Consider the following 21828-nt stretch of genomic DNA (forward strand, 5'->3'; position numbering starts at 1 on the left):
TTCGTCTAATGTCAGTGGAATCGTTGCCATAGTGAGTAAACAAATTCAAACGCAAAATTATTCGCCAAGCGCTTTTTGAACCATCGAAACCAGTTGTTTCAAGGTAGATAAATGCTTGGGTAAGCGGTCATACACCTCATCGAAGACCGACTCTTTGTAAACGTGACTCAACAGATTTCGGTCGTTGATGGTTTGAAACAGGGCTTCGGTCAATTCTTCGTCACTGAAAAAATTCAGAAAATAATGCCGATAAACCAATTTTGGCGCTGCGGGTGATTCGCCACCCTGTTCGTCCAGAATTCGTTTTACCGTTTTCCAGCCTAATTCGGTACAATATTCAAATTTCTGGATACAGGCGTTTTTATAAATGTCCAGTTCGATGGCGTTTCGCCCGCTGTAGTCATACTGCACGACCTGCTCAAAGCCATCAACGGCGCGTTTTAATTCCGCAACTTTTCTGCGGAGAGGTTCGCTGGGTTGTTCCACCATTGTACGGATTGTGAGGCAATACGTTTAAAATCAGGGTCCCGGATTTGAAAAAAATCGATCAAATCAACCTTGTACAGTAAATCGCTTTCGTCAAAAATTTCCTGTAACTGATTCAACAGCGCCGGATTGACGGGTTCCGGACCAATAATGCCGATGTCGATGTCTGAACGGCGACGTGCTTTGCCGGTAGCCTGGCTTCCAAACAGGAAAAAACCGAATCGGGTGGTGTCGAGGAATCTCAATAGCACCTCCCGACAATACGCCAGGGCTTCTTGCTGCCGTTCAACAACTGTTTTCATCATCAGTAAGCTTTTAAGCTCATGTCCAGGCTTTTAACCTGGTGGGTCAGGGCGCCGGACGAGATGTAATCGACCCCGGTTTCGGCGTAGGCCCGCAGGTTGGTTTCGTCAATGCCGCCGGAGGCTTCCGTAACGATGCGCCCGCCGATCAACGCGACTACCTCCTTCAACTCCGCCGGTTCGAAATTATCGAGCAACATCCGGTCAATGTGGTCCAGGCTCAACACTTCCTCTACTTCCTGCCGGTTTCGGACTTCCACCTCAATCGGTAACGACCGGCCGGTGGTTTTCAGGTACTCAATGGCTTTGGTAACGGCAGCCGTAATACCCCCCGCGTAGTCGATGTGGTTGTCTTTGATCAGAATCATGTCGAACAGACCAAAGCGGTGGTTGATTGCGCCCCCGATTTTGACCGCCATTTTTTCGCAAATCCGAAAATTGGGCGTCGTCTTGCGCGTGTCGAGCAATTTCGTGTGGGTGCCTTCCAGCAGGTTCACCATCGTCCGGGTGTGGGTGGCAATCCCGCTCATGCGTTGCATGCAATTGAGCACGAGCCGCTCGGCTTTCAGAATCGACTGCGCCCGGCCGCTGACCGTCAGTACGATGTCGCCGTAATGAATAGCTGAACCATCCGGGATGTTAACGTGGACGGCCAAATCCGGGTCTACTTCCCGAAAAACCGCTTCGGCTACCTCAACACCAGCCAGAATACCATCCTGTTTGACGAGAAGCCTTGCCCGACGCTGGGCGTCAGCCGGAATGGTTGCAAGGGAGGTGTGATCGCCATCGCCAACATCCTCGGCTAAGGCCAATTGTATGAATTCCAGTAATGTCATTGTCACGTATTTCGGCGAAAGTTAGTAGACTTCTTGAAAAATGCCTTAAAAAAAGCAATTTGCTTTCTTGCCGAACTATTGCGAAATTTGTTCCCCTCGTTCCGGCGAGTCGCTTTACAAAGTTATGAAGCAACAACAACCCAAAGACTTGATTCGTTTGATGAGCCTCTTTCTGACCGGGTTGCTCCTGCTGGTAGCATCCGGTGGCTTGTCGTGGTTGTCTGTTGAACAACTACCGGCGAAGCAAACAGTTCAATCAGCGGCTAAAAACGAGAAAAAAGCGAAGGATACGCAGCAGGCTACCGTTCAGGCGGCTTCGTTCGATGCCGTCGTCACACCTGCACTGACGTTTGGTTTCTCGCAACCGGTTTACCTGCTGCCACCGCCCGTGCTGTTTTTTGTCTTGAAACAGACGGTAATTCCACGTTTTTTTGAAATTCCCTACTTTTATTTTTCGTTTTTTCGCTACGTTTTCGGGCATCATATTGCCATTAATGCGCCCTGATTGCTGTTGCAGAGGTGAGAAGTTAGACAAGAGATAAAAGACAAAACCGCTGCTTACACGGTTTCAGACACTCTCTCTTATCTGCTCACGCTGCGATTCTTTTCTATTGTCTCACATCTTTTCTCTTTATTCTTACAATTACCAATGCAAAACCGAGTCGGAATACTCATTCTGACGGGGGTAATTGCGCTGCTGTGCATTTACTACCTGTCATTCACCTTCGTGTCGAACAGCATCAAGCAGGACGCGACCAACTACGCTACCTTGGCCGATGGGAGCATCGATTACGGCAAAAAACAGCGTTACCTGGATTCGCTCTGGAAAGAGCCGGTTTACCTGGGCAACACGCTGGAAGAAGTAACCGCCCGCGAACTGGGCCTTGGTCTTGATTTACAGGGCGGTATGCACGTTGTGCTGGAAGTTTCGCCCGCCGAGATCCTGCGAGGCCTGGCCGGTGGCACGCGTGACCCCAAATTTGAGCAGGCGTTGAAAAAGGCGGTTGAAGCCCAGAAATCAAGCCAGTCGAGCTTTGTGGATCTTTTTATTGATGCCTACAAAGACATTGCGCCGAACACCAAACTGGCGACGATCTTTGCCAACAGTGCCAATCGGGGTAAAATCAACTTCCAGTCGTCGGATGCCGAAGTTCGGAAACTGATCAACGATGAGGTCGACGGTTCCATCAGCCGGGCGTTCCAGATCATTCAGGCGCGGGTCGATAAGTTTGGGGTTGCCAACCCGAACATCCAGCGGCTGCCGGGTTCAGGCCGGATTCTGATTGAATTGCCGGGCGTCGACAATCCCGAGCGGGTTCGCCGACTGCTGTCGGGTGCGGCCAAGCTGGAGTTTGCTGAAGTTTATACGCTGAACGACGTAGCCGGTGGGCTGGATCAACTCGGTGCGTACCTGGTTCAACTGGAAGCTGAACGCAAACAGGCGGCTGCGCAAAAACCGGGCAGCACGACGGCCACGGCTTCGACCGATACGACCCAAAAAGACAACTCGCTGGCGGCTCAGTTGGCGCAGAAAAATCAACCCGCCAAAGGGGATACGGCAAAAACCGATACTTCGGCCACGGCCGCGCAAAATGCCGCTTTGACGAGCCTGTTTGTGCCGATTTCGCAGAATCAACTGGGCGTTTACCTGAAAGATACCGCCCGCGCCAACGACATTCTGGGCCGTCCGGCTGTGAAAGCCCTATTCCCGGTCGATGCCGAATTGCTCTGGGATCGGAAAGCGATCGTCACCAATGACAACAAGGAAATTCTGCCGTTGTATTTCATCCGCAAACCGGCGGGTAAAGCACCCCTGGAAGGCGATGTCATTGTGGATGCCACGAACGACTACGACGATCGCGGCCGTCCGGAAGTAACCATGCGTATGAACGCCGAAGGTGCCCGCAAATGGCGTGCGCTGACGGCCGCCAACATCAACCGGCCCGTCGCCATCATTCTCGATAACCTGGTGTACACGGCACCGACGGTTCAGAACGAAATTCCGAACGGTAGCTCCAGCATCTCGGGTAACTTCACGGTGGAAGAAACCAAAGACATGGCCAACATCCTGAAAGCCGGGAAGTTGCCAGCGCCGACGAACATCGTGGAAGAAGCCGTTGTCGGGGCCACGCTGGGTTCCGAAGCGGTTAATGCCGGAGTTATTTCCTCGCTGGTTGGTCTGGCGATTGTCCTGGTTTTCGTGGTAGCCTACTACGGGCGCGCCGGTTTCATTGCCGACCTGGCCCTGTTTGTCAACCTGTTTTTCCTGCTGGGAATCATGGCCTCGCTGGGTGCAGTTTTGACCATGCCCGGTATTGCCGGTATCGTGTTAACGATCGGGATGGCTGTTGATGCCAACGTGTTGATTTTCGAACGGATCAAGGAGGAACTGGCGCTCGGTAAGCCGTTCAAACAGGCCATTGCCGACGGTTTTACGAATGCTTATTCGTCGATCATCGACTCGAACGTGACGACGCTGTTAACTGGTGTCATTCTGTTCATCTTCGGAACGGGTCTGATTCTCGGTTTTGCCACGACGCTCGTCATCGGTATCCTGACCTCGCTGTTTGCGGCCATTTTCATTACCCGGATCATTCTGGAGCAATACGTAAAAAATGGCAAGACGCTGGCATTTGGCACGAGCTGGTCGAAAAATCTTTTCAAAGACTCGGCATTTGACTTTGTATCGCGCCGTCGGTTGTATTATACGATTTCGTCGGTTGTGATCGCTTTGGGGATTATCTCCGTGATCGTTAAGGGCTTCGGTCTGGGCGTTGACTTCAAAGGCGGGCGTTCGTACGTCGTTCGGTTTGAAAAAAGCGTTAGTACCGAAGACGTTCGCAGTTCGCTGGAAAATGAACTGCCGGGTTCGCTGGAAGTAAAAACCTACGGCGGTACGGGTGTTGGCGGGGGTAACCAGGTTCGGGTAACGACCAGCTATCTGGCCGATGCGACGACGCCGGACTCCGACAAAGAAGCTGAATCGAAGTTGCTGGCCGGTATTGCCAAAATTCAGGGTAATAAAGGCAGTATCGAAAGCTCGCAGAAAGTAGGCCCGACGATTGCCAATGACCTAATTTACTCCGCCCTCTGGTCGATTTTGCTGGCCGTGGCGGTGGTGTTCTGCTATATTTTGATCCGGTTTAAGAAACTAGCCTTCGGCTACGGTGCGGTGGTGGCCTTGTTCCACGACGTGCTGATCATCCTGGCGATTTTCTCAATTGGCAACGGTTTCCTGCCGTTCTCGCTCGATATCGACCAGGCTTTTGTCGGCGCTTTGCTGACCATCATGGGGTACTCGATGAACGACACTGTCGTCGTTTTTGACCGCGTGCGGGAGTACCTGAACGATTCGAAAGGCCGAAAAGAAAGTATCCCGGTTGTGATCAACAACGCCTTGAACAGTACCCTCAGCCGGACCGCCGTCACCGGTCTTTCGACGATGCTGGTACTGATTGTTCTGTTCATCTTCGGGGGCGAAACCATCCGGGGCTTCTCGTTCGCGATGCTGATCGGGGTGATCGTCGGGACGTACTCATCGCTGTTTGTGGCAACGCCGATTGTAGTCGATGCCCTGAGTCGTGACCAGCTTAACGAGGTTACCGCTACGCCGGAAACACCGGCCCCTGGCAAAGCTGCCCGCGCCAAGGCGTAAGGCAAACAAACAGGAAAAGGGATAAAGGCAAAACCGTCTTTATCCCTTTTTTATTTTTCGCTTTCCTTTTATTGACTAAGGCACCAAAAGCGTTATTTTGCAAAACATTTATTTCGAAAAATTTTATTCGGGCCTCTATGGAGTCTACCAAATCATCGACACAAACACAAAGTTCACTCTGGGCGAAGAAATCGATCTCAAAACTCATGGCCGAAACGGAGGCCGATCCGACTGGTCATGAAGGTGGTACCTTAAAACGAACCCTGACAGCAACGAACCTCGTGGCGTTGGGGATCGGCGCCATCATCGGGGCCGGTCTGTTTGTCCGGACAGCGGCCGCAGCCGGTGGGCATGCCGGGCCGGGGGTTACGATTTCGTTCGCGATTGCAGCTTTTGCCTGTGCGCTGGCGGGTTTGTGCTATGCTGAGTTTGCGTCGATGATCCCGATTGCCGGAAGTGCCTACACCTACAGTTATACCACGATGGGCGAGTTTATCGCCTGGATCATTGGCTGGGATCTGGTGCTGGAATACGCCCTGGGAGCCGCTACGGTTTCCATCGGCTGGTCGCAGTACCTGAACGCGCTTCTCTACGACTTTTTCCAGTTTCACATACCCTACCGATGGTGTCACTCGCCGTTTCAAATCAGCGATGGATTGGGCATGTACGCCGGAGAAGCAGGGGTGCGGGGACTCATCAACCTGCCTGCGGTTTTTATCCTGTTGATGTTGAGCTTATTGCTGATTCGGGGCACGCAGGAGTCAGCCGCGTTTAACAACTTTATCGTTATCGTCAAGGTCAGCATTGTGCTACTGATCATCGGTTGCGCCTGGAAATACATCAACCCGGCCAACCACGTACCGTACTTGATTCCGGCCGATGCCGGAACGGCCCGGCTCAGCACCGGCCAGGTTCACGATTACTCCGATCCGCTCAACCACGGCTGGCTCGGCGTTCTGCGGGGAGCCGGGATTGTGTTCTTTGCCTTCATCGGTTTTGATGCCGTCTCGACAGCCGCGCAGGAAGCCAAGAATCCGCAGAAAGACATGCCCGTTGGGATTCTGGTATCGCTCGCGATCTGTACTGGTTTGTACATTCTGTTTTCCCACGTGCTGACGGGGCTGGCCCCTTACAAAGAATTCATGGGACACGGCGGAGAAGCCTCGGTAGTGTATGCTATCAATACCTACATGCCCGGCTATGAATGGCTGGCTTCCATGGTGACAGTGGCTATTCTGGCCGGTTTTTCGTCGGTGATTCTGGTGATGTTGCTGGGCCAGACCCGCGTATTTTACACCATGAGCAAAGACGGTCTGGTGCCGGCTATTTTCTCGAAACTGCACCCGACTTACAAAACACCATACCGGTCACAATGGGTATTCTTTGTCTTTGTTTCGCTGTTTGCCGCTTTCATTCCGGATAGCGTCGTGGGCGATATGACCAGCATCGGAACACTGTTTGCCTTCGTACTCGTCTGTATTGGCATCATGATTCTTCGGAAAACCGACCCGCACCTGCCCCGGCCGTTCAAAACCCCGCTGTATTTGATTGTGTGTCCGATTGGGGCCCTCGTCTGCCTGTCGATGATTTTGAGCTTGGGTTGGGAAAACTGGACGCGGCTGATTATCTGGATGGGTATTGGTCTGTTGATTTATTTCGTATACGGACGGTACCATAGCAAGTTGCGTGGTTAATTCGTTTAAGGTTGACGTATACTTTCAATTGGGGTCATCAGACCGTAGTAAAACTCCTAAACTCTACCGGGTTTAGGAGTTTCTCGTTTCGAGCCTTTTCTTTGCAAAAAGATTTGGCAATCGGAGGTATGGAGAGCGCAGAACTGATCGGCTATGTAGCGGCTATTGTGGCCGGACTGGTAATCGGGCTGGCGGGTGGGGGCGGTTCGATCCTGACCGTACCGATTTTCGTTTACCTGTTTCAGATTCCCCCGGTTTTAGCGACGGCTTATTCGTTGTTTGTGGTCGGAACGACTTCGCTGGTGGGTTCCATCGGCTATGCGGTCAAAAAACAGATTGACTTTACAGTTACGGCCGCTTTTGCCATTCCGTCGTTTCTGTCGGTTTTTCTGTCCCGGCGGTTTCTGGTTCCGGCCCTGCCCGATCCGTTGCTTCAGATTGGTTCCTGGGCGCTGCCCCGCAACGAAGCTATTTTGTATTTTTTTGCCTTTGTGATGATCATGGCGGCTCAGGCCATGCTTCGCCAACCGGTTCTGGAACAGCCGGAGACCGTTCGGCCCCGCTTCGGGTTGCTGGCCCTTGACGGCCTGGGCGTTGGCTTGCTGACGGGAACTATCGGGGCCGGGGGTGGGTTCCTGATTGTGCCGATGCTGGTGTTGCTGGCCGGTTTGCCCATGCACCGGGCCGTGGCGACCTCGGTGCTGATCATTGCCGTCAATTCGTTCGTGGGTTTTTCGGGCGACCTGCACCGCACGGATCTCGATTGGCGGTTTCTGATTGAATTTACAGCCTTTTCGGTCAGTGGAATCATACTCGGTATTTATCTCGCACGGTTTGTTCCGCCTGCCCAGTTAAAACGTGGCTTCGGTGGCCTGGTGCTGGCCGTGGCGGTGTATATGTTGATCAACGAACTTATAAAATCATGATCATCGAGCAATTATATACGGGATGTCTGGCTCAAGGAGCCTATTACCTCGAAAGTGAAGGCGAAGCGGCCGTGATCGACCCTCTGCGCGAAACCGCGCCGTATCTGAAAAAAGCTGAACGCAACAGCGCCCGGATCAAGTATGTTTTTGAAACCCATTTCCACGCCGATTTTGTGTCGGGGCATTTGGATCTGGCAAAAAAAACCGGGGCCACCATCGTGTACGGCCCCAACGCGCAAACCAGTTTCGACGCCCACCACGCGCAGGATGGAGAGGAATTTAAGCTGGGGAAACTGACCATCAAAGTACTGCATACACCCGGTCATACGCTGGAATCGACGACCTACCTGCTCATTGACGCCAACGGGAGAAACCACGCCATTTTCACGGGCGATACGCTGTTCATCGGCGACGTAGGCCGTCCGGATCTGGCCATCAAAGGCAATCTGACCGAACACGACCTGGCCGGAATGCTCTACGAGAGCCTGCATCACAAAATCATGCCGCTGGAAGATGATGTGATCGTGTATCCGGCCCACGGTGCCGGTTCGGCCTGCGGCAAGAACATGAGCAAGGAGACGACCGATACGCTGGGCAACCAGAAGCGGTTCAACTACGCGTTGCAAACGAAATCCAAAGAAGAATTTATCGAGGCTGTTTTGAGTGGACTTACCAAAGCGCCTGCCTATTTTGCCGAAAATGCCCGGTTGAACAAAGAAGGCTACGAAGCTATCGATCAGGTGATGGCGCGCGGACAACAGGCGCTTTCGCCGGCCGCTTTCGAAGCCGCCGTGAACGAAACCGGGGCGCTGTTGCTCGACGTACGCGAGGCTGCCGAATTTGCGAAAGGTTTCATTCCTAATTCCATTAATATTGGCTTAAATGGCCAGTTTGCGCCCTGGGTCGGGGCATTGATTCCGGATCTGAAACAGCCGATTGCCTTAGTGACGCCGTTGGGGCAGGAAAAAGAAACCGTACTGCGGCTCGCCCGGGTAGGCTACGACCATAGTATTGGCTACCTGGAGGGCGGTTTTGCGGCCTGGCAGCAAGCCGGGAAAGAAGTAGACACCGTGCCGTCGATTTCGGCGGAAGAATTTGCCAGACAGTACACACAAGGCCAGGTGGTGGATGTGCGCCGACCCGACGAATTTGCGACCGAACACGTCAACGATGCGGACAATTTTCCGCTCGACAACCTGAACGACCACATGGCGGAAATCAGCAAAACCAAACCGGTTTTTGTCCACTGCGCCGGGGGCTACCGCTCGATGGTAGCGGCTTCCATCCTGAAAGCACGCGGTTTCGACAACCTGATCAACGTAGAAGGTGGTATCGCGGCTATTAAAAAAACCGGCGAGGTAAGTACCGCCGGACTTTAGTCCGGTTGAGTTTATATACCAGTTGGATAGAACAAACTCAGCCGGACTAAAGTCCGGCGGTACTATTTCTTCAACTCGTTGAGTTCATCGAGCTGCACGGTGTTGAAATGCCGGTAGACCTGCAGGATGATCGCCAGCGCAATGGCGGCTTCGGCGGCTGCCACAATCATCACGAACAGGCTGAACAACTGCCCCTGCAACCGAATCGGGTCATTCTGACTAAAGGCAATCAGGTTCAGGTTGACCGCGTTCAGCATCAATTCAATGCCCATCAACACCATGATGGCGTGGCGCTTGAGCAATACAATCGCCAGCCCGATGCTGAACAGGGCGGCTCCGACAAGCAGAAAAATACCGGTGTTGATTTCCATTCGTTTATCCTTTTTTTCGGACCGCAGCCGCAATGGTCGTAGCACCAATCAGCGCAGCCAGCAGTAAAACCCCCGCGATTTCAAACGGGATCAGGTATTCCGTCATCAGTTGCCGACCAATCGTATCGACGGTCGGGCGGTATACCGGTTCGCCCGGCTGGAGCAGGACAAAATTCGCCCGAACCAGCGCGCTGTACAACACGCAGAAAATGCCCCCGGCCACCAGCAATGCCCAGAACCAGCCCCGGTTCTGAGTCAGAATGTGGTTCGGTTGCGTAAAGTCGGTCGGGGCGGTTTGCGATTTGTGCGTCAGCATCACGCCGAAAATAATCAGCACCAGCACCCCGCCGACATAAATCATGATCTGTGAAACGGCCAGAAAATCTGCCCCCGCCAGCACGAACAAACCCGCCATACCGAGTAAGGTCAGCAAGAGGAAAAAGGCTGCGTACAGCACATTTTTCGTGAGCAAAACGGCCAGGGCCGATCCGAGGGTGAAGAGAATGAACAAATAAAAAACAACCTGGACCACGGATTTCGCTGATTAGTTGGATGCTTCTGATTCGCCCGGGGGCGGAGTCTTGGGTTTCATCGTAGGCCGGAACGCCGGACGAGGTTTAGGCGCTTCGGGCATTGTTTCCGGAGCAACCGGTATTTCAGCAGCCGGTTCCACGGGCTCTGTCTCATCCGTCGGTGGAGCGGTTTTAGGCCGCATGGTAGGCCGAAAAGCTGGCTTGGGAGGAGCGGGTTTAGGCGCTTCGACTGGCTCTGATGCCGTGGGTTCCGTTGGCTTGGGATCTTCCAATGATGGAGTCCCTTTGGGCTTCATTGTGGGTCGGAAGGCCGGTTTGGCCGTGGCCGGTTTTGGTTCTTCCGCAACGGGTTGCTCCGAAGGACTCGATTTCGTCTCCTCGGCAGGGGGCGCGGTTTTCGGTTTTAGGGTAGGCCGAAAAACCGGGCGCGGTTTGGGCGCTTCCACCGATTTTTCCAGGCCTTCCATCGCAATTTTCTCGGCTTTGTCGGGGGGCACGTCCGTCAGCGGATGTTCGGCTGCCGAACCCGCCGAATTCTGTTCCGTCAGCGGTTTTTCTTTGTTGGTTGGCTGGCTGGCTGGTGGTTTCTGCGTCGGCCGGAAAACCGGACGCGGTTTGGGGACCGGAGTCTCAGAAACCGGGTTGTTTTCGGCGGGTTCCGCCGAAGTTGGTGGCAGTATCGACGCATCGGCTGTTTGCGGCTCGATCGGTTTGGATGCCGGTTTCATGCCGGGGCGGAAAACCGGTTTTTTGGGCGCTTCCGGTGCTGTGGCCGGAGCCGCTTTAGCAGCCGCCTGCTGGGCTTTCAACTCTTCTTTTTCGCGAACGAACTGCTCGTACAGCCGCCGTTTTTCGTCGGCCTGGTCGGGCGAGAGATTCGCGTAATGGTAGGTCATGTTGCCCAACTCATATTCGCTGAAGTCGTAGGTCTTCGTCATCGTCAGGCACTCGGTGGGGCAGACGGTCGTGCAGAGGCCGCAGTAGCAGCACTTGGCCATATCGATGTCAAACTTACCCGCATACAGCCGGATGGGCGATCCGTCGGAAGCTTTGCCGACTTCTTCCGTGGCCTTGATAGCGTCGATGGTGATGCAGTCGACCGGGCAAACCTTGGCGCACTTATCGCAGACGATGCAGTCGTCCATTTCATTGTGCAGCCGGTAGCGCCCGTTGTCGGGCAACGGAATGGTTTCGAAGGGGTACTGAAGTGTGACGATACCGGTGTCCTGCCCAAAGTAGTCGGCCTGCTGGACGTTGATCGGTTTTCGGCTCTGGCGGGCACCCCACAAATGCCGGAACGTAAGCTTTAGTCCCGTCAACGTCGTTTGGATGCCTTCCTTTATATCGTTGAAATACTGATTCATTTTTTAACAGAAGATAGACAGGAGAGGAAAGACAAAGAGCGGTTCTCTCACCGAAATAGGTCTTTCCTCTCTTGTCTAACCTCTTTTCTCTCCATATAATTTCGGGAAGCGGGTCGGATTTGATTCATTCATGATTTCATACACCGCATCGAACACATCTTCAACACTCGGTTTGGAGAAATAATCGCCGTCCGAACCATAAGCAGGGCGGTGGGCTTTGGCCGTCAGGGTGCGCGGGGCCGAATCGAGGTAACGATAGGCATTCTGACCTTCCACAACCTGCTGCATCATGTAGGCCGAGCCGCCACCCGGAAAGTCTTCGTCGGCAAACAACACCCGGTTTGTTTTTTTAACGGATTCCACAATGGAATGGGAGAGGTCGAAGGGCAGCAAGGTCTGCACATCGATCACTTCGGCCTGAATGTCGAACTGCGTGAGTTGATCGGCAGCTTCGAGGACGATCCGGCACATGGAACCGTACGTCACAATCGTAATATCAGTGCCTTCGCGCAGCACGTCGGGTACGCCCAGGGGCAGGCAGAACTCATCCAGATTTTCCGGCAGTCGTTCTTTCAGCCGGTAGCCGTTCAGGCATTCAACCAGCAGTGCGGGGTCGTCGCCTTTGATGAGGGTGTTGTAAAAACCGGTCGCCTGGGTCATGTTGCGGGGCACCAGAATGTGTAACCCGCGCAGGCTGTTGATCATCGCGCTCATTGGCGAACCAGAGTGCCAGATGCCTTCCAGCCGGTGGCCCCGGGTCCGAATGATGACCGGTGCTTTTTGCCCGCCTTTGGTGCGGTAATGAAGGGTAGCCAGGTCGTCGGTCAGCGTCGCCAGGGCGTAATAAATATAGTCAAAGTATTGAATTTCAACAATCGGCTTCAGGCCGCGCATGGCCAATCCGATGCCCTGCCCGACGATGGTCGTCTCACGAATCCCGGTATCGGTAATGCGCAGGTCGCCGTATTTTTCCTGTAAACCGGCAAAACCCTGGTTCACATCGCCGATGAAGCCCACATCTTCACCCAGCGCTACCACACGCGGGTCGCGGCTGAACAGGCTGTCGAAATACCGCTGCATGAGCTGGTAGCCGTCGATCAGCGGGCTATCTTCGACATAGCGGGCCGGTACGGGGGTAACTTTCAGCGGTGAATCCGGCGATTGGCTGTAAAGATGGGAGCTATAGCGTTCTTCATTCTCGGCAGAGGTGCGGTTCAGCCACGCCAGCAAACCCTGTTTGGCCTCCGATTCGTCGGTTCGTAAATACCGCAAAGCGCGTTTTACGGCGGCCACGGCATCCCGGCGAATGGGGGTGTAAGTGGTGCGTAGTTGTTCCCGAATTTGGTTAATAAACCGACCTTCGCGGGCGGTTTCAGCGGCCTGTTTCAGCAGTGACATGGTCTCGTCATAATCACCTTTGAGCGAATCGAGGTAGGCACTCCAGGCTTCCTGCCGGGCGGTTTTGGCCGTTTTCGACGCTTCCCGCTCAATGGCGTCCAGGTCGTCGTCCGAAGCATAGCCATTTTCCAGAATCCATTGCCGGAATTGCCGGTTGCAGTCGTGCTGGCGTTCCCATTCCAGGCGCTCGGGTGATTTATAACGTTCGTGCGAACCGGAGGTGGAGTGGCCCTGTGGCTGCGTCACTTCCTGCACATGGACCAAAACCGGAACGTGTTCTTCCCGGCAAATCCGGGCAGCTTTCTGATACGTTTCGATCAGGGCCGGATAATCCCAGCCCCGTACTGTAAGGATTTCGATGCCTTTTTCGGTATCGGTGCGCTGTAAACCGGCGAGTGCTTTCGAAATACTGGCTTTGGTGGTCTGGTATTCAACGGGAACCGAAATCCCGTAGCCATCATCCCAAACCGACATCAGCAGCGGGACCTGCAAAACCCCGGCCGCATTCATGGTTTCCCAGAACATTCCCTGGGACGTTGACGAATCGCCGATGGTTCCGAAAATAATTTCGTTACCATTTCGGGAGAACGTCGTCAAAAGATGTAGATGGGGGTTCTGACGATACAGCCGCGATGCGTAGGCCAGCCCGATCGATCTGGGAATCTGGCCTGCCGTCGGGGCAATGTCACCTACGGAGTTGTAAAGTTCGGTTTGGTTGCGCCACCGTCCGTTGTCGTCAAGCCAGCGGGTGGCATAATGGCCGTTCATCTGACGACCCGCTGAATTGGGATCGGCTTCGAGGTCGGTATGGGCGTAAAGTTGGGCAAAAAACTCGTTCCAGGTTAGTTCACCGAGGGCGGCTACAAACGTCTGGTCGCGGTAGTAACCGGAGCGAAAGTCACCGGGTTGAAAAGCGTAAGCGGCTGCTAGCTGGGCCAGTTCCTTGCCGTCACCGAAAATGCCGAACTTGGCGCGCCCCCCCATCACCTCACGTCGGCCCAACAGGCTGGCCGACCGGCTTTCGCAGGCCAGTCGATAGTCCTGCAGGATTTTTTCCTGCGTCAGTGTACCGGTTCTATTTAATGGTTCGTTTGCAATCACAGAACAGCCACAGTTTTAGAGGTTTTGTTTACTCGATTCATTGCCTGTTCAACGGTTTCGTTTGTAAGTCAGAAAGATATCGAAAACGAACGATCCTTGAACAAACAAAGAAACTCCGGCGATCGGAGTAAAAATAATATAAAGTTTGGCAGCTTTCAAAAAAACGATTTTTTGAGTTTCTTTGTTAAGCGAACAACTGCCAAATAAATGCTGGCAAACCTTTTGTACCCTAATAGGATTGTAACGTAGTCTACCCGTTTATTTGTAACTAAATTTTTTACACGAAATGAAAAAGGCGTTTTCACTAATCTTGGTTTTTTTGGCAGTTTCGACCATTGCTTTTGCTCAGAAAGGCGTTATCAAGTTTACCAAAGAGTCGCATGACTTCGGTAAGGTTCCGCAGGGCTCGCCCGTCACGTACACCTTTGAATTTACCAACGTCGGTACGGACCCGGTCGTCATCTCCAATGCGCAGCCTTCCTGCGGTTGTACGACGCCTGACTGGACCAAAAGCGCGGTTTTGCCGGGCCAGAAAGGTTTCGTGAAAGCCACGTACAATGCGGCTGCAATGGGTGCCTTCAACAAGAATGTGACGGTGGTCAGCAACGCTGAACGGTCATCGATTGCGTTGAACCTGACTGGGGAAGTGGTAGCGAAAGAGGCACAGTCGACGGCAGCAACCACGCCGGCCGCTGATAAAAGCAAGAAAAAAGGTACGCGTTAATTCCAACCCGGAGGAACGGCTACTTACTCCAAAAAGCAAACCGTCAACGCGGTTTGCTTTTTTTGTTGCCGAATGGTAAACCGTAACGTTTGCAAAGCCGGATAGAGCTGTAAGCCGGGCCGTTGACTAACTCCTGTACTCGAAGTCGGTAAGGAGGATTTAAACAAAAATTTAAAATGTAGAATGATGAACGCCAAATGTAAAAGTGCTGGCCCCGGAGGGACCAAAACAACCTGATTGGATGAGTAAGCCAATCCTTCGTACACTCCTAATTATGAACTGCTTCGGCTGTCAGAATCAATAACCGTATCCGTACCCACCGGTCGACCGTCGGCGGCTGATTTTCAAATCCTGCAAAATCGACGACCGCACGCGTAGATCGAACGAGTAGAAGTTGGAGCGGAACCGGTTGCCCGAGAACGGCGTGTAGCTGAAATTCATGTCCCAGCAGTGCAGATCGCGGTGGACCGTGATGGTCGTGAGCGAGGGGGCACCGGCCGAAAAGTCAAAACCGGTCTGGAGCGAGATTTTCCATTTCGGCGTCAGGCTCAGGTCGCCCGTCACCTGGAGCGTCTGGATGATCTGGCTCTCGATGGGCGTAAACTTGGTCAGGCTGAAGGTATAGCTGAGGTTGACGCTCCAGGGAATGTTGAAATCGACGTATTCATCCGGGTTTTTGTTGATGTTCCGCAGTTCGGCCGCATCCGCCGGGGTGTTGGCTGTGTTGGGGTTGGGGGCGGTTTTGGGCTTCTGGGCTCCCTTCGGCGCGAATTGCGTGCTGACAAAAAAGTTCATGTTCTGCAAGTGCGCCAGCCCCTGGCCTTCCGAAATCGCCAGTTTATCGATTTTGTTCAGCCGGAAAGCATTGGCATAAGGACCGCTCTGAAAGTACTCCGATTGCTCCGGTACGAAGTAGACACCCGTTGGGTTGGTGGCTTCGCTCGAATACGCATATGGATCGAAAACCGCCGAAAAGTTGAAGCTGATCTTCTTCAAAATCTGGGTGTTGGCGCTCAGGTTGACCTGCGAAAACTTGAATTTGGTGGCGTAGGGATTGTAGGAACCCGCCAGACTGATGTTATCGAACAACGAAATCTTCTCGAACTCGCTCTTGGCCGAATCACTCCGGGCGCGCATCTTCATTTCAAGCTGGTTCACAAGGCTGTAGCTAATGGCCGCCGACCGGGGCGTATAGGTGGACGAACCCGCCGTTCCGCCCAAGCCCCGAAACTTCGACACCCGGACCGGCCGGGAGCGGTCGGTGGGGTCCGTGTATTGAATAATTTCCTGCGTAAAGGCGCTCGACAGGTCCGGCGTATAACTGACCGAAATAGAGGGCGCGATGGTGTGCCGAATGGCTTCCACCCGCCCGGCCCGGATAAAGAAGGTTCCGTAGGCCCGGGTATTCATCGAGGCACTGAAGGAAAGAAAATAAGTGGCAAAAATACCGGGTATGGTGTCGATTTCGACGGCTTGCCGTGCCTGGTTATACCGGTAGTCCAACTGTTTGGTGTACACATCCCCGCTCAGCGATACGCCCGGCGTGAAGTTCAGGTACCGGGCAAGTTTGAAGTTGGGCAGCGAGATGGGTAAGCTGTACCGGCTGATAATCTGGGCGTTGTTCAAAATCGCAGGCAGGTTTTCAAGCGTAAACGGCAGCAGGTTGGAATTGACGTATTGTTGCTGGTTGGCCACAGCCGCCAGACTGTCGCGCAGCCGTTGCGTGGTATCGCCCCGCAGCGCCACCGTGGTGATAATCGGAAAGCCAAGACCGGTGGTATCGGCCTGCCGGATCGTATTATTGACCGTTGCCTGGGCATTGAAATCCAGTCCGAGCCGGAAACTTTCGTACCAGCGCCCGGTGCCCCCTTTGAGCGCGAAAGGCGCAATCTGGGTGACGGCGAAGTTAAAGCCCGACGAAATATTAGTTTGCCCACTCTCGCGGAGGCCGGTGGTCGGGTTGAGCCGCCCGAAGTTCTGGCTGACATTCAGGTTGGCCGAACTCGTCACGTACTGACCGAATTTGCGGCTATAGTTTACCCCCGAATTGGCCGCATTGGAAACGTAGTTCCGCGAACCGAGGGACGTATTCAATTGGTTGTAACTGTTGCTGCTCACGTTGACGTTGGCCGAAAACTGCGAGTTGCCGCGTGGCCGGGGCGCGTGTGACCAGACGATGCTGAAATCGTTCCGGGGTTTCGAGGCTGTATCGACCAGCGAGGTGGTGCGGTTTCGGGCGTAGGTCAGGGCAAAGTTACCGCCGTAGCGATACCGCTTGATGTATTCCGACGACAGCCCGAGTCCCCAGCTTCCGTTCGAGTAAATCTGGCCCCGCACGCTCATGTTGAGGTACTGGCTGATGGCAAAGTAATAACCGCCCTCGCGGAGGTAAAAACCGCGTCCGTTGGGCTCCTCGCCGTATTGCGGAAAAATGATCCCCGAGGTTCCAATTTCGTTTTTCTTCGGAACCGGAAAAAAACCAAACGGCAGTGCCAGCGGGGTCGGAATGTCGTTAATCACGAGGTTGAACGGCCCCGAAATGAGTTGTTTGTTATGAACAACCTTGATCTTGCTGGCGTTGATGTGGAAGTGTGGGGTGGTCAGGTTGCAGGTGGTGTAAATGGCGTTTCGAATGTAGAGGTTGTCTTCGGCGTCTTTTTTGACGGTTTTTCCGCGCACATTGCCTTCGCCCTGAGCCGTGATGACGCTTTTGATAAAACCTTTCCGGGTTTTGAAATTGTAGCGGATTTCCTGCGTATCGTACCGGCCGCTATTGTCCTGGAAGACAGGCAATCCTACGGTTTTTCGGGCCGTCGAATCGTAGCGGCCTCTGGCAAATACTTCATTGGTGGTCCAGTTGAGTTTGATGTAAGCTGCCGTCAGGTGAATGTCGCCGTAATCAACTTTGGCGTCACCGAAAAGTTCAACAATCTGGCCCGTTGCGTCGAAGAGCGTCGAATCTTTCGCGGAATAGTTGACAGTTGTTTGTAAATTACCATTGTTATTGGCCGTGTCGGGCCTGGCAACCGTGAGTGAATCCCGGCGGGTGGTATCCACAATCACCGAATTGCCGGAAACTGTCGCCGAAGTTGGCGTGGCCGACCGGGGCGTAAAAGCCGGAACCGTCCGACGCACCGGTTGTTGCTGCGCGTGCAGTACCAGCGGAAAGCAGATAATCAGGCAACTGACCAGGTTCCGTAAAATAAAGTATGTATTTTTCAGTTGTATCAAAAAAATTATATTTGCTCGTAAGACAGCGCTGGCGTACGCTGTGAATCGGTCAGGTCGAATTGCCAGTCGGATTCCGGCCGGAGCCAGTTCACAAAGTTAGTCGCTAACTTCATTCCAATCACTGCCTTGAAACGGTTAAACCTGTTAAAAATTATTAAATCAACCGAGCGAACTGCCGAGACCGCTCCCCGGACAATCTGGCTTGGGGCGTTATGTCTGCTGGCTATGCTGAGTCTTGTGGCACTACCCGGGATGCGGCCGGTTTTGCCGCAGGATAATCCGAAGCAGGACCAGGCTGCGGCCGAAACCCGGCCCGGTCGGCTGCGGACGGTGGTGCTGGACCCCGGCCACGGTGGCAAAGATCCCGGCACGATGACCAAACGGAACCGCGAATCGCGCATCGTCTTAAAGATCGCCCTCGAATTAGGTCGGCGGATCAAGGAAGAATTACCGGACGTTAAAGTGATTTTCACCCGCTCGACGGACGTATTTATCGAATTGAACGAGCGTTCGGCGATTGCCAACCGGAACAAGGCGGATCTGTTTATTTCCATCCACGTCAACGCCAGTCCGTCGTCGAGCCGGGTCAACGGGACGGAGACCTACACGATGGGTTTGCACAAAACCAACGGCAACCTGGATGTTGCCAAACGCGAGAATGCGGTTATTTTGAAAGAGAGCAACTACCGCGAAAACTACCAGGGCTTTGATCCGGACTCGCCCCTGGCGCACATCATGCTGGCCAATTACCAGCACGCGTTCATGAACAACAGCATTGATTTTGCCCAGAAAGTGGAGTGGAGCTTCCGGAAAAACGCCGAGCGGCCCAGCCGCGGGGTGAAGCAGGCGGGCTTCATCGTTCTCTGGCGGACCACCATGCCCAGTGTGCTGATTGAAACCGGATATATTACCAACCCGGACGAAGAACGGTACTTAGCATCCGAAGAAGGGCAACACGAGCTGGCCAACGCTATTTTCCGGGCTTTTAAGGCGTACAAAGACGAAGTCGATGCAGAAGAGTAGACAAGTTGTTGTTACCTTCGCACCGTTCCTCTATTCACACTCCGCATGAAACTTTCAAAAGAAGCTAAAGTGGGCATTTTGGCCGTGGTGACACTGGTGATGCTCTATTTCGGATTTAATTTCCTCAAAGGCTCCGATATTTTTTCCCGGTCAAATAAGTACCTCGTCGTGTATGATAATGTGGACGGACTGACGGCTTCCAACCCGGTTTTGCTCAATGGGCTGAGCGTCGGGCGGGTGGAGCGAATCGACATCATGCAAGAGCGCAACAACCAACTCCTCGTCACCCTGGATATCGATAAAAAGATTCAGGTTGGGCGAGGCTCAAAGGCGATTCTGGGCGATGCCGGGGTATTGGGTGGCAAACAGATTGTGCTGCAAATCAATCAAACCGGAACGGCGCTCGAAAACGGCGATACGCTGGTGAGCGGCAAGGAAGAAGGCCTGACCGCGCTGATCAAAGAGAAAACGCTACCGGTTTTGAACAACGCCGATTCACTGATGCTGAACCTCAACCGGATCGTGAAGCAGTTCGACCGGACGGGCCTGATTCTGAACAAAACCCTGGAAGGAGCACAAGCTACTACCGGTGCCCTGCAACTGACCATCGGCGAAAACCGCGAGAACATCCGGAAACTGATGGCAAATTTGAGCAGCCTGTCGGCGTCGCTGGCCGAAACCGAAAAGGAAATAAAACCGTTGCTGACCAAAGCCGGCACGTTTGCCGATTCGCTCAACGCCCTTAAACTGAGCCAGACGCTGGCGACGGTCAACCGCTCCGTTAGTACGCTGCAACAGATGCTGGCCGACATCAACAGCGGCAAAGGCACGCTGGGCAAGCTGAAGGGCGACGAAGCGCTGTACCGGAACGTGAACAGCGCCACCGCCAGCCTGGACAAACTGCTGACCGACTTCCGCGAAAACCCCAAACGCTACGTCCACTTCTCGTTGTTTGGGCGGAAAGACAAGAAACCGGCTACCACCCCGGCCCAGAGCGCTACGGTGGTAGCACCCGCGCCGGATTCAACGCAATAGAGTTTAACTACGGTTTATCGTTTATGGTTTATAGTGACTAACGCGCTCGTTCATCAGGTGTCAGCCACTTTAAACCATAAACCATAAACCATAAACGATAAACTATACCAACCCGCCTGACAACAATGACCCCACTCCTGGATGAACTCAGCCGGAAAACCGCCCAGACGCAGCTTGGGGGTGGTTCGAAGAAAATCGACGACCAGCACCGCAAAGGCAAGTTAACGGCCCGCGAACGGATTGATTACCTGGTCGATCCGGGTACGGCGTTCATCGAAATCGGTTTGTTTGTGGGCGAAGGCATGTACGCCGAGCACGGCGGTTGCCCGTCCGGGGGCGTGGTGGTAGGCATTGGATACGTTTCCGGGCGGCAGTGCGTGATTGTCGCCAACGATGCGACGGTGAAAGCCGGGGCCTGGTTTCCGATTACGGCTAAAAAGAACCTGCGGGCGCAGGAAATTGCGATGGAAAACCGCCTGCCGATCATTTACCTGGTCGATAGCGCGGGCGTTTACCTGCCCTTGCAGGATGAAGTGTTTGCCGATAAAGAGCACTTCGGGCGGATTTTTCGGAACAACGCCCAGATGTCGGCGATGGGCATTGTGCAGGTAGCCGCCATCATGGGAAGCTGCGTGGCCGGCGGGGCTTATCTGCCGATTATGTCCGACGAAGCGCTGATTGTGGAAGGCACCGGGTCCATTTTTCTGGCGGGGCCGTACCTGGTCAAAGCGTCGATTGGCGAGGAGGTCGATGCCGAAACGCTCGGCGGGGCCAGCACCCACAGCGAGATTTCGGGCGTAACGGACAACAAATATCCCGACGACAAAAGCTGCCTGGACGCCATTCGGAACATCTTCGATAAAATGGGCGCGCCGGACCAGGCCGGTTTTAACCGCTCGGCTCCGCAAGTACCGGCCCGGAATCCGCAGGAAATTTACGAGTTGCTACCGACCGACCGTGTCAAACCGTACGACATGCGCGAGGTGATTGCCCGGCTGGTCGACAATTCTGAGTTTGAGGAATACAAGGAACTCTATGGCCAGACAATTCTGTGCGGGTATACGCGCATCGACGGCTGGGCGGTCGGGATTGTGGCCAACCAGCGCAAAGTCGTCAAGGCGAAGGGCAAAACTGGCGCGGGCGGCACGGCGGGCCCCGGCGAGATGCAGATGGGCGGAGTGATTTACTCCGATTCGGCCGACAAGGCCGCCCGGTTTATCATGAATTGCAATCAGAAGAAAATACCGCTGGTGTTTTTGCAGGACGTGACCGGTTTTATGGTCGGCAGCCGGTCGGAGCAAGGCGGCATTATCAAAGACGGCGCCAAGATGGTGAACGCGATGGCCAACTCGGTGGTGCCAAAATTTACGGTGATTGTCGGTAACTCGTACGGCGCGGGCAACTACGCCATGTGCGGCAAGGCGTACGACCCCCGGTTGATCGTGGCCTGGCCGACGGCGCAGATGGCCGTTATGAGCGGAGCGTCGGCGGCCAAAACCCTGTTGCAGATTCAGGTGGCTTCGTTGAAGGCCAAAGGCGAAACCATTACGCCGGAAAAAGAGCAGGAGTTGCTGCAAAAAATCACGAATCAATACAACGAACAACTTTCGCCCTATTACGCGGCTGCCCGGCTTTGGGTCGATGCCGTGATTGATCCGCTCGAAACCCGCACCTGGATTTCGATGGGCATCGAAGCAGCCAACCACGCACCAATCACGAAACCGTTCAACGTGGGCGTGATTCAAACGTAGTGCCGACCGCAAACCGTAG

General features: G+C 54.0%; 17 protein-coding genes. 9 read left to right on the forward strand and 8 right to left on the reverse strand.

All coding sequences use genetic code 11. The features are described from left to right. Window positions 1–57: 57 nt before the first annotated feature. The 3 genes from ACO2Q8_RS07085 to nadC are packed head-to-tail and all read right to left on the reverse strand — an operon-like array spanning window position 58 to window position 1624. The gene (locus tag ACO2Q8_RS07085) at window positions 58–489 is read right to left on the reverse strand and encodes a nucleotidyltransferase substrate binding protein (protein ID WP_423344079.1); all 432 of its coding nucleotides are present in this window, start codon (window positions 487–489) and stop codon (window positions 58–60) included. Further along, window positions 441–788 carry a nucleotidyltransferase domain-containing protein gene (locus ACO2Q8_RS07090; protein WP_423344080.1) on the reverse strand — a complete coding sequence of 116 codons (348 nt, stop codon included), beginning with the start codon at window positions 786–788 and terminating at the stop codon, window positions 441–443. Before ACO2Q8_RS07090 ends, ACO2Q8_RS07085 begins: the two co-directional genes overlap by 49 nt. Window positions 789–790: 2 nt before the next feature. Continuing rightward, on the reverse strand, window positions 791–1624 hold the full coding sequence (gene nadC, locus ACO2Q8_RS07095; RefSeq protein ID WP_423344081.1) for a carboxylating nicotinate-nucleotide diphosphorylase: 834 nt from the start codon (window positions 1622–1624) through the stop codon (window positions 791–793). Window positions 1625–1748: 124 nt separating this feature from the next. Here nadC and ACO2Q8_RS07100 point away from each other — a divergent pair, with 124 nt between their 5' ends. From ACO2Q8_RS07100 to ACO2Q8_RS07120, 5 genes are all read left to right on the forward strand, one after another. Then, complete coding sequence (locus ACO2Q8_RS07100; RefSeq protein WP_423344082.1) at window positions 1749–2129, forward strand: hypothetical protein; 381 nt, start codon at window positions 1749–1751, stop codon at window positions 2127–2129. 144 nt (window positions 2130–2273) lie between these two features. Next, window positions 2274–5279, forward strand: coding sequence for a protein translocase subunit SecDF (secDF, locus tag ACO2Q8_RS07105; RefSeq protein ID WP_423344083.1), 3006 nt, complete (start codon window positions 2274–2276; stop codon window positions 5277–5279). A 206-nt stretch (window positions 5280–5485) separates the two neighbouring features. Beyond that, on the forward strand, window positions 5486–6973 hold the full coding sequence (locus tag ACO2Q8_RS07110) for an amino acid permease (protein WP_423344084.1): 1488 nt from the start codon (window positions 5486–5488) through the stop codon (window positions 6971–6973). A gap of 128 nt (window positions 6974–7101) precedes the next feature. Beyond that, window positions 7102–7899 (forward strand): sulfite exporter TauE/SafE family protein, encoded by a 798-nt coding sequence (locus ACO2Q8_RS07115; RefSeq protein WP_423344085.1) that lies wholly within the window; start codon window positions 7102–7104, stop codon window positions 7897–7899. Next, window positions 7896–9278 carry an MBL fold metallo-hydrolase gene (locus ACO2Q8_RS07120; RefSeq protein WP_423344086.1) on the forward strand — a complete coding sequence of 461 codons (1383 nt, stop codon included), beginning with the start codon at window positions 7896–7898 and terminating at the stop codon, window positions 9276–9278. Before ACO2Q8_RS07115 ends, ACO2Q8_RS07120 begins: the two co-directional genes overlap by 4 nt. 62 nt (window positions 9279–9340) lie before the next feature. Here ACO2Q8_RS07120 and nuoK read toward each other — a convergent pair whose 3' ends face one another. The 4 genes from nuoK to ACO2Q8_RS07140 all read right to left on the reverse strand — a co-directional run bounded on the left by nuoK (window position 9341) and on the right by ACO2Q8_RS07140 (window position 14045). Continuing rightward, entirely contained in the window at window positions 9341–9649 is a 309-nt protein-coding gene (gene nuoK / locus ACO2Q8_RS07125) for an NADH-quinone oxidoreductase subunit NuoK (RefSeq protein ID WP_423344087.1), read from the reverse strand. A gap of 4 nt (window positions 9650–9653) precedes the next feature. Continuing rightward, window positions 9654–10181 carry an NADH-quinone oxidoreductase subunit J gene (locus ACO2Q8_RS07130; protein ID WP_423344088.1) on the reverse strand — a complete coding sequence of 176 codons (528 nt, stop codon included), beginning with the start codon at window positions 10179–10181 and terminating at the stop codon, window positions 9654–9656. Window positions 10182–10193: 12 nt separating this feature from the next. Continuing rightward, on the reverse strand, window positions 10194–11546 hold the full coding sequence (locus ACO2Q8_RS07135) for a 4Fe-4S binding protein (RefSeq protein ID WP_423344089.1): 1353 nt from the start codon (window positions 11544–11546) through the stop codon (window positions 10194–10196). A gap of 75 nt (window positions 11547–11621) precedes the next feature. Next, on the reverse strand, window positions 11622–14045 hold the full coding sequence (locus ACO2Q8_RS07140) for an alpha-ketoacid dehydrogenase subunit alpha/beta (protein WP_423344090.1): 2424 nt from the start codon (window positions 14043–14045) through the stop codon (window positions 11622–11624). Between the two features lie 286 nt (window positions 14046–14331). On the opposite strand from ACO2Q8_RS07140, the gene ACO2Q8_RS07145 reads away from it, so the two are divergent. Next, window positions 14332–14769: a DUF1573 domain-containing protein gene (locus ACO2Q8_RS07145; protein WP_423344091.1), complete on the forward strand. Its 438-nt coding sequence runs from the start codon at window positions 14332–14334 to the stop codon at window positions 14767–14769. 297 nt (window positions 14770–15066) lie between these two features. Here ACO2Q8_RS07145 and ACO2Q8_RS07150 read toward each other — a convergent pair whose 3' ends face one another. Then, window positions 15067–18000: a putative LPS assembly protein LptD gene (locus ACO2Q8_RS07150; protein WP_423344092.1), complete on the reverse strand. Its 2934-nt coding sequence runs from the start codon at window positions 17998–18000 to the stop codon at window positions 15067–15069. Window positions 18001–18225: 225 nt separating this feature from the next. Here ACO2Q8_RS07150 and ACO2Q8_RS07155 point away from each other — a divergent pair, with 225 nt between their 5' ends. The 3 genes from ACO2Q8_RS07155 (at window position 18226) to ACO2Q8_RS07165 (ending at window position 21809) form a co-directional block, all read left to right on the forward strand. Next, window positions 18226–19023: an N-acetylmuramoyl-L-alanine amidase family protein gene (locus ACO2Q8_RS07155; protein WP_423344093.1), complete on the forward strand. Its 798-nt coding sequence runs from the start codon at window positions 18226–18228 to the stop codon at window positions 19021–19023. A gap of 45 nt (window positions 19024–19068) precedes the next feature. Further along, on the forward strand, window positions 19069–20058 hold the full coding sequence (locus ACO2Q8_RS07160) for an MlaD family protein (RefSeq protein WP_423344094.1): 990 nt from the start codon (window positions 19069–19071) through the stop codon (window positions 20056–20058). Window positions 20059–20183: 125 nt separating this feature from the next. Further along, entirely contained in the window at window positions 20184–21809 is a 1626-nt protein-coding gene (locus ACO2Q8_RS07165) for an acyl-CoA carboxylase subunit beta (RefSeq protein WP_423344095.1), read from the forward strand. Window positions 21810–21828: the final 19 nt, after the last annotated feature.

This window comes from Larkinella sp. VNQ87, from assembly GCF_049445795.1.
Classification (GTDB): Bacteria; Bacteroidota; Bacteroidia; order Cytophagales; family Spirosomataceae; genus Larkinella.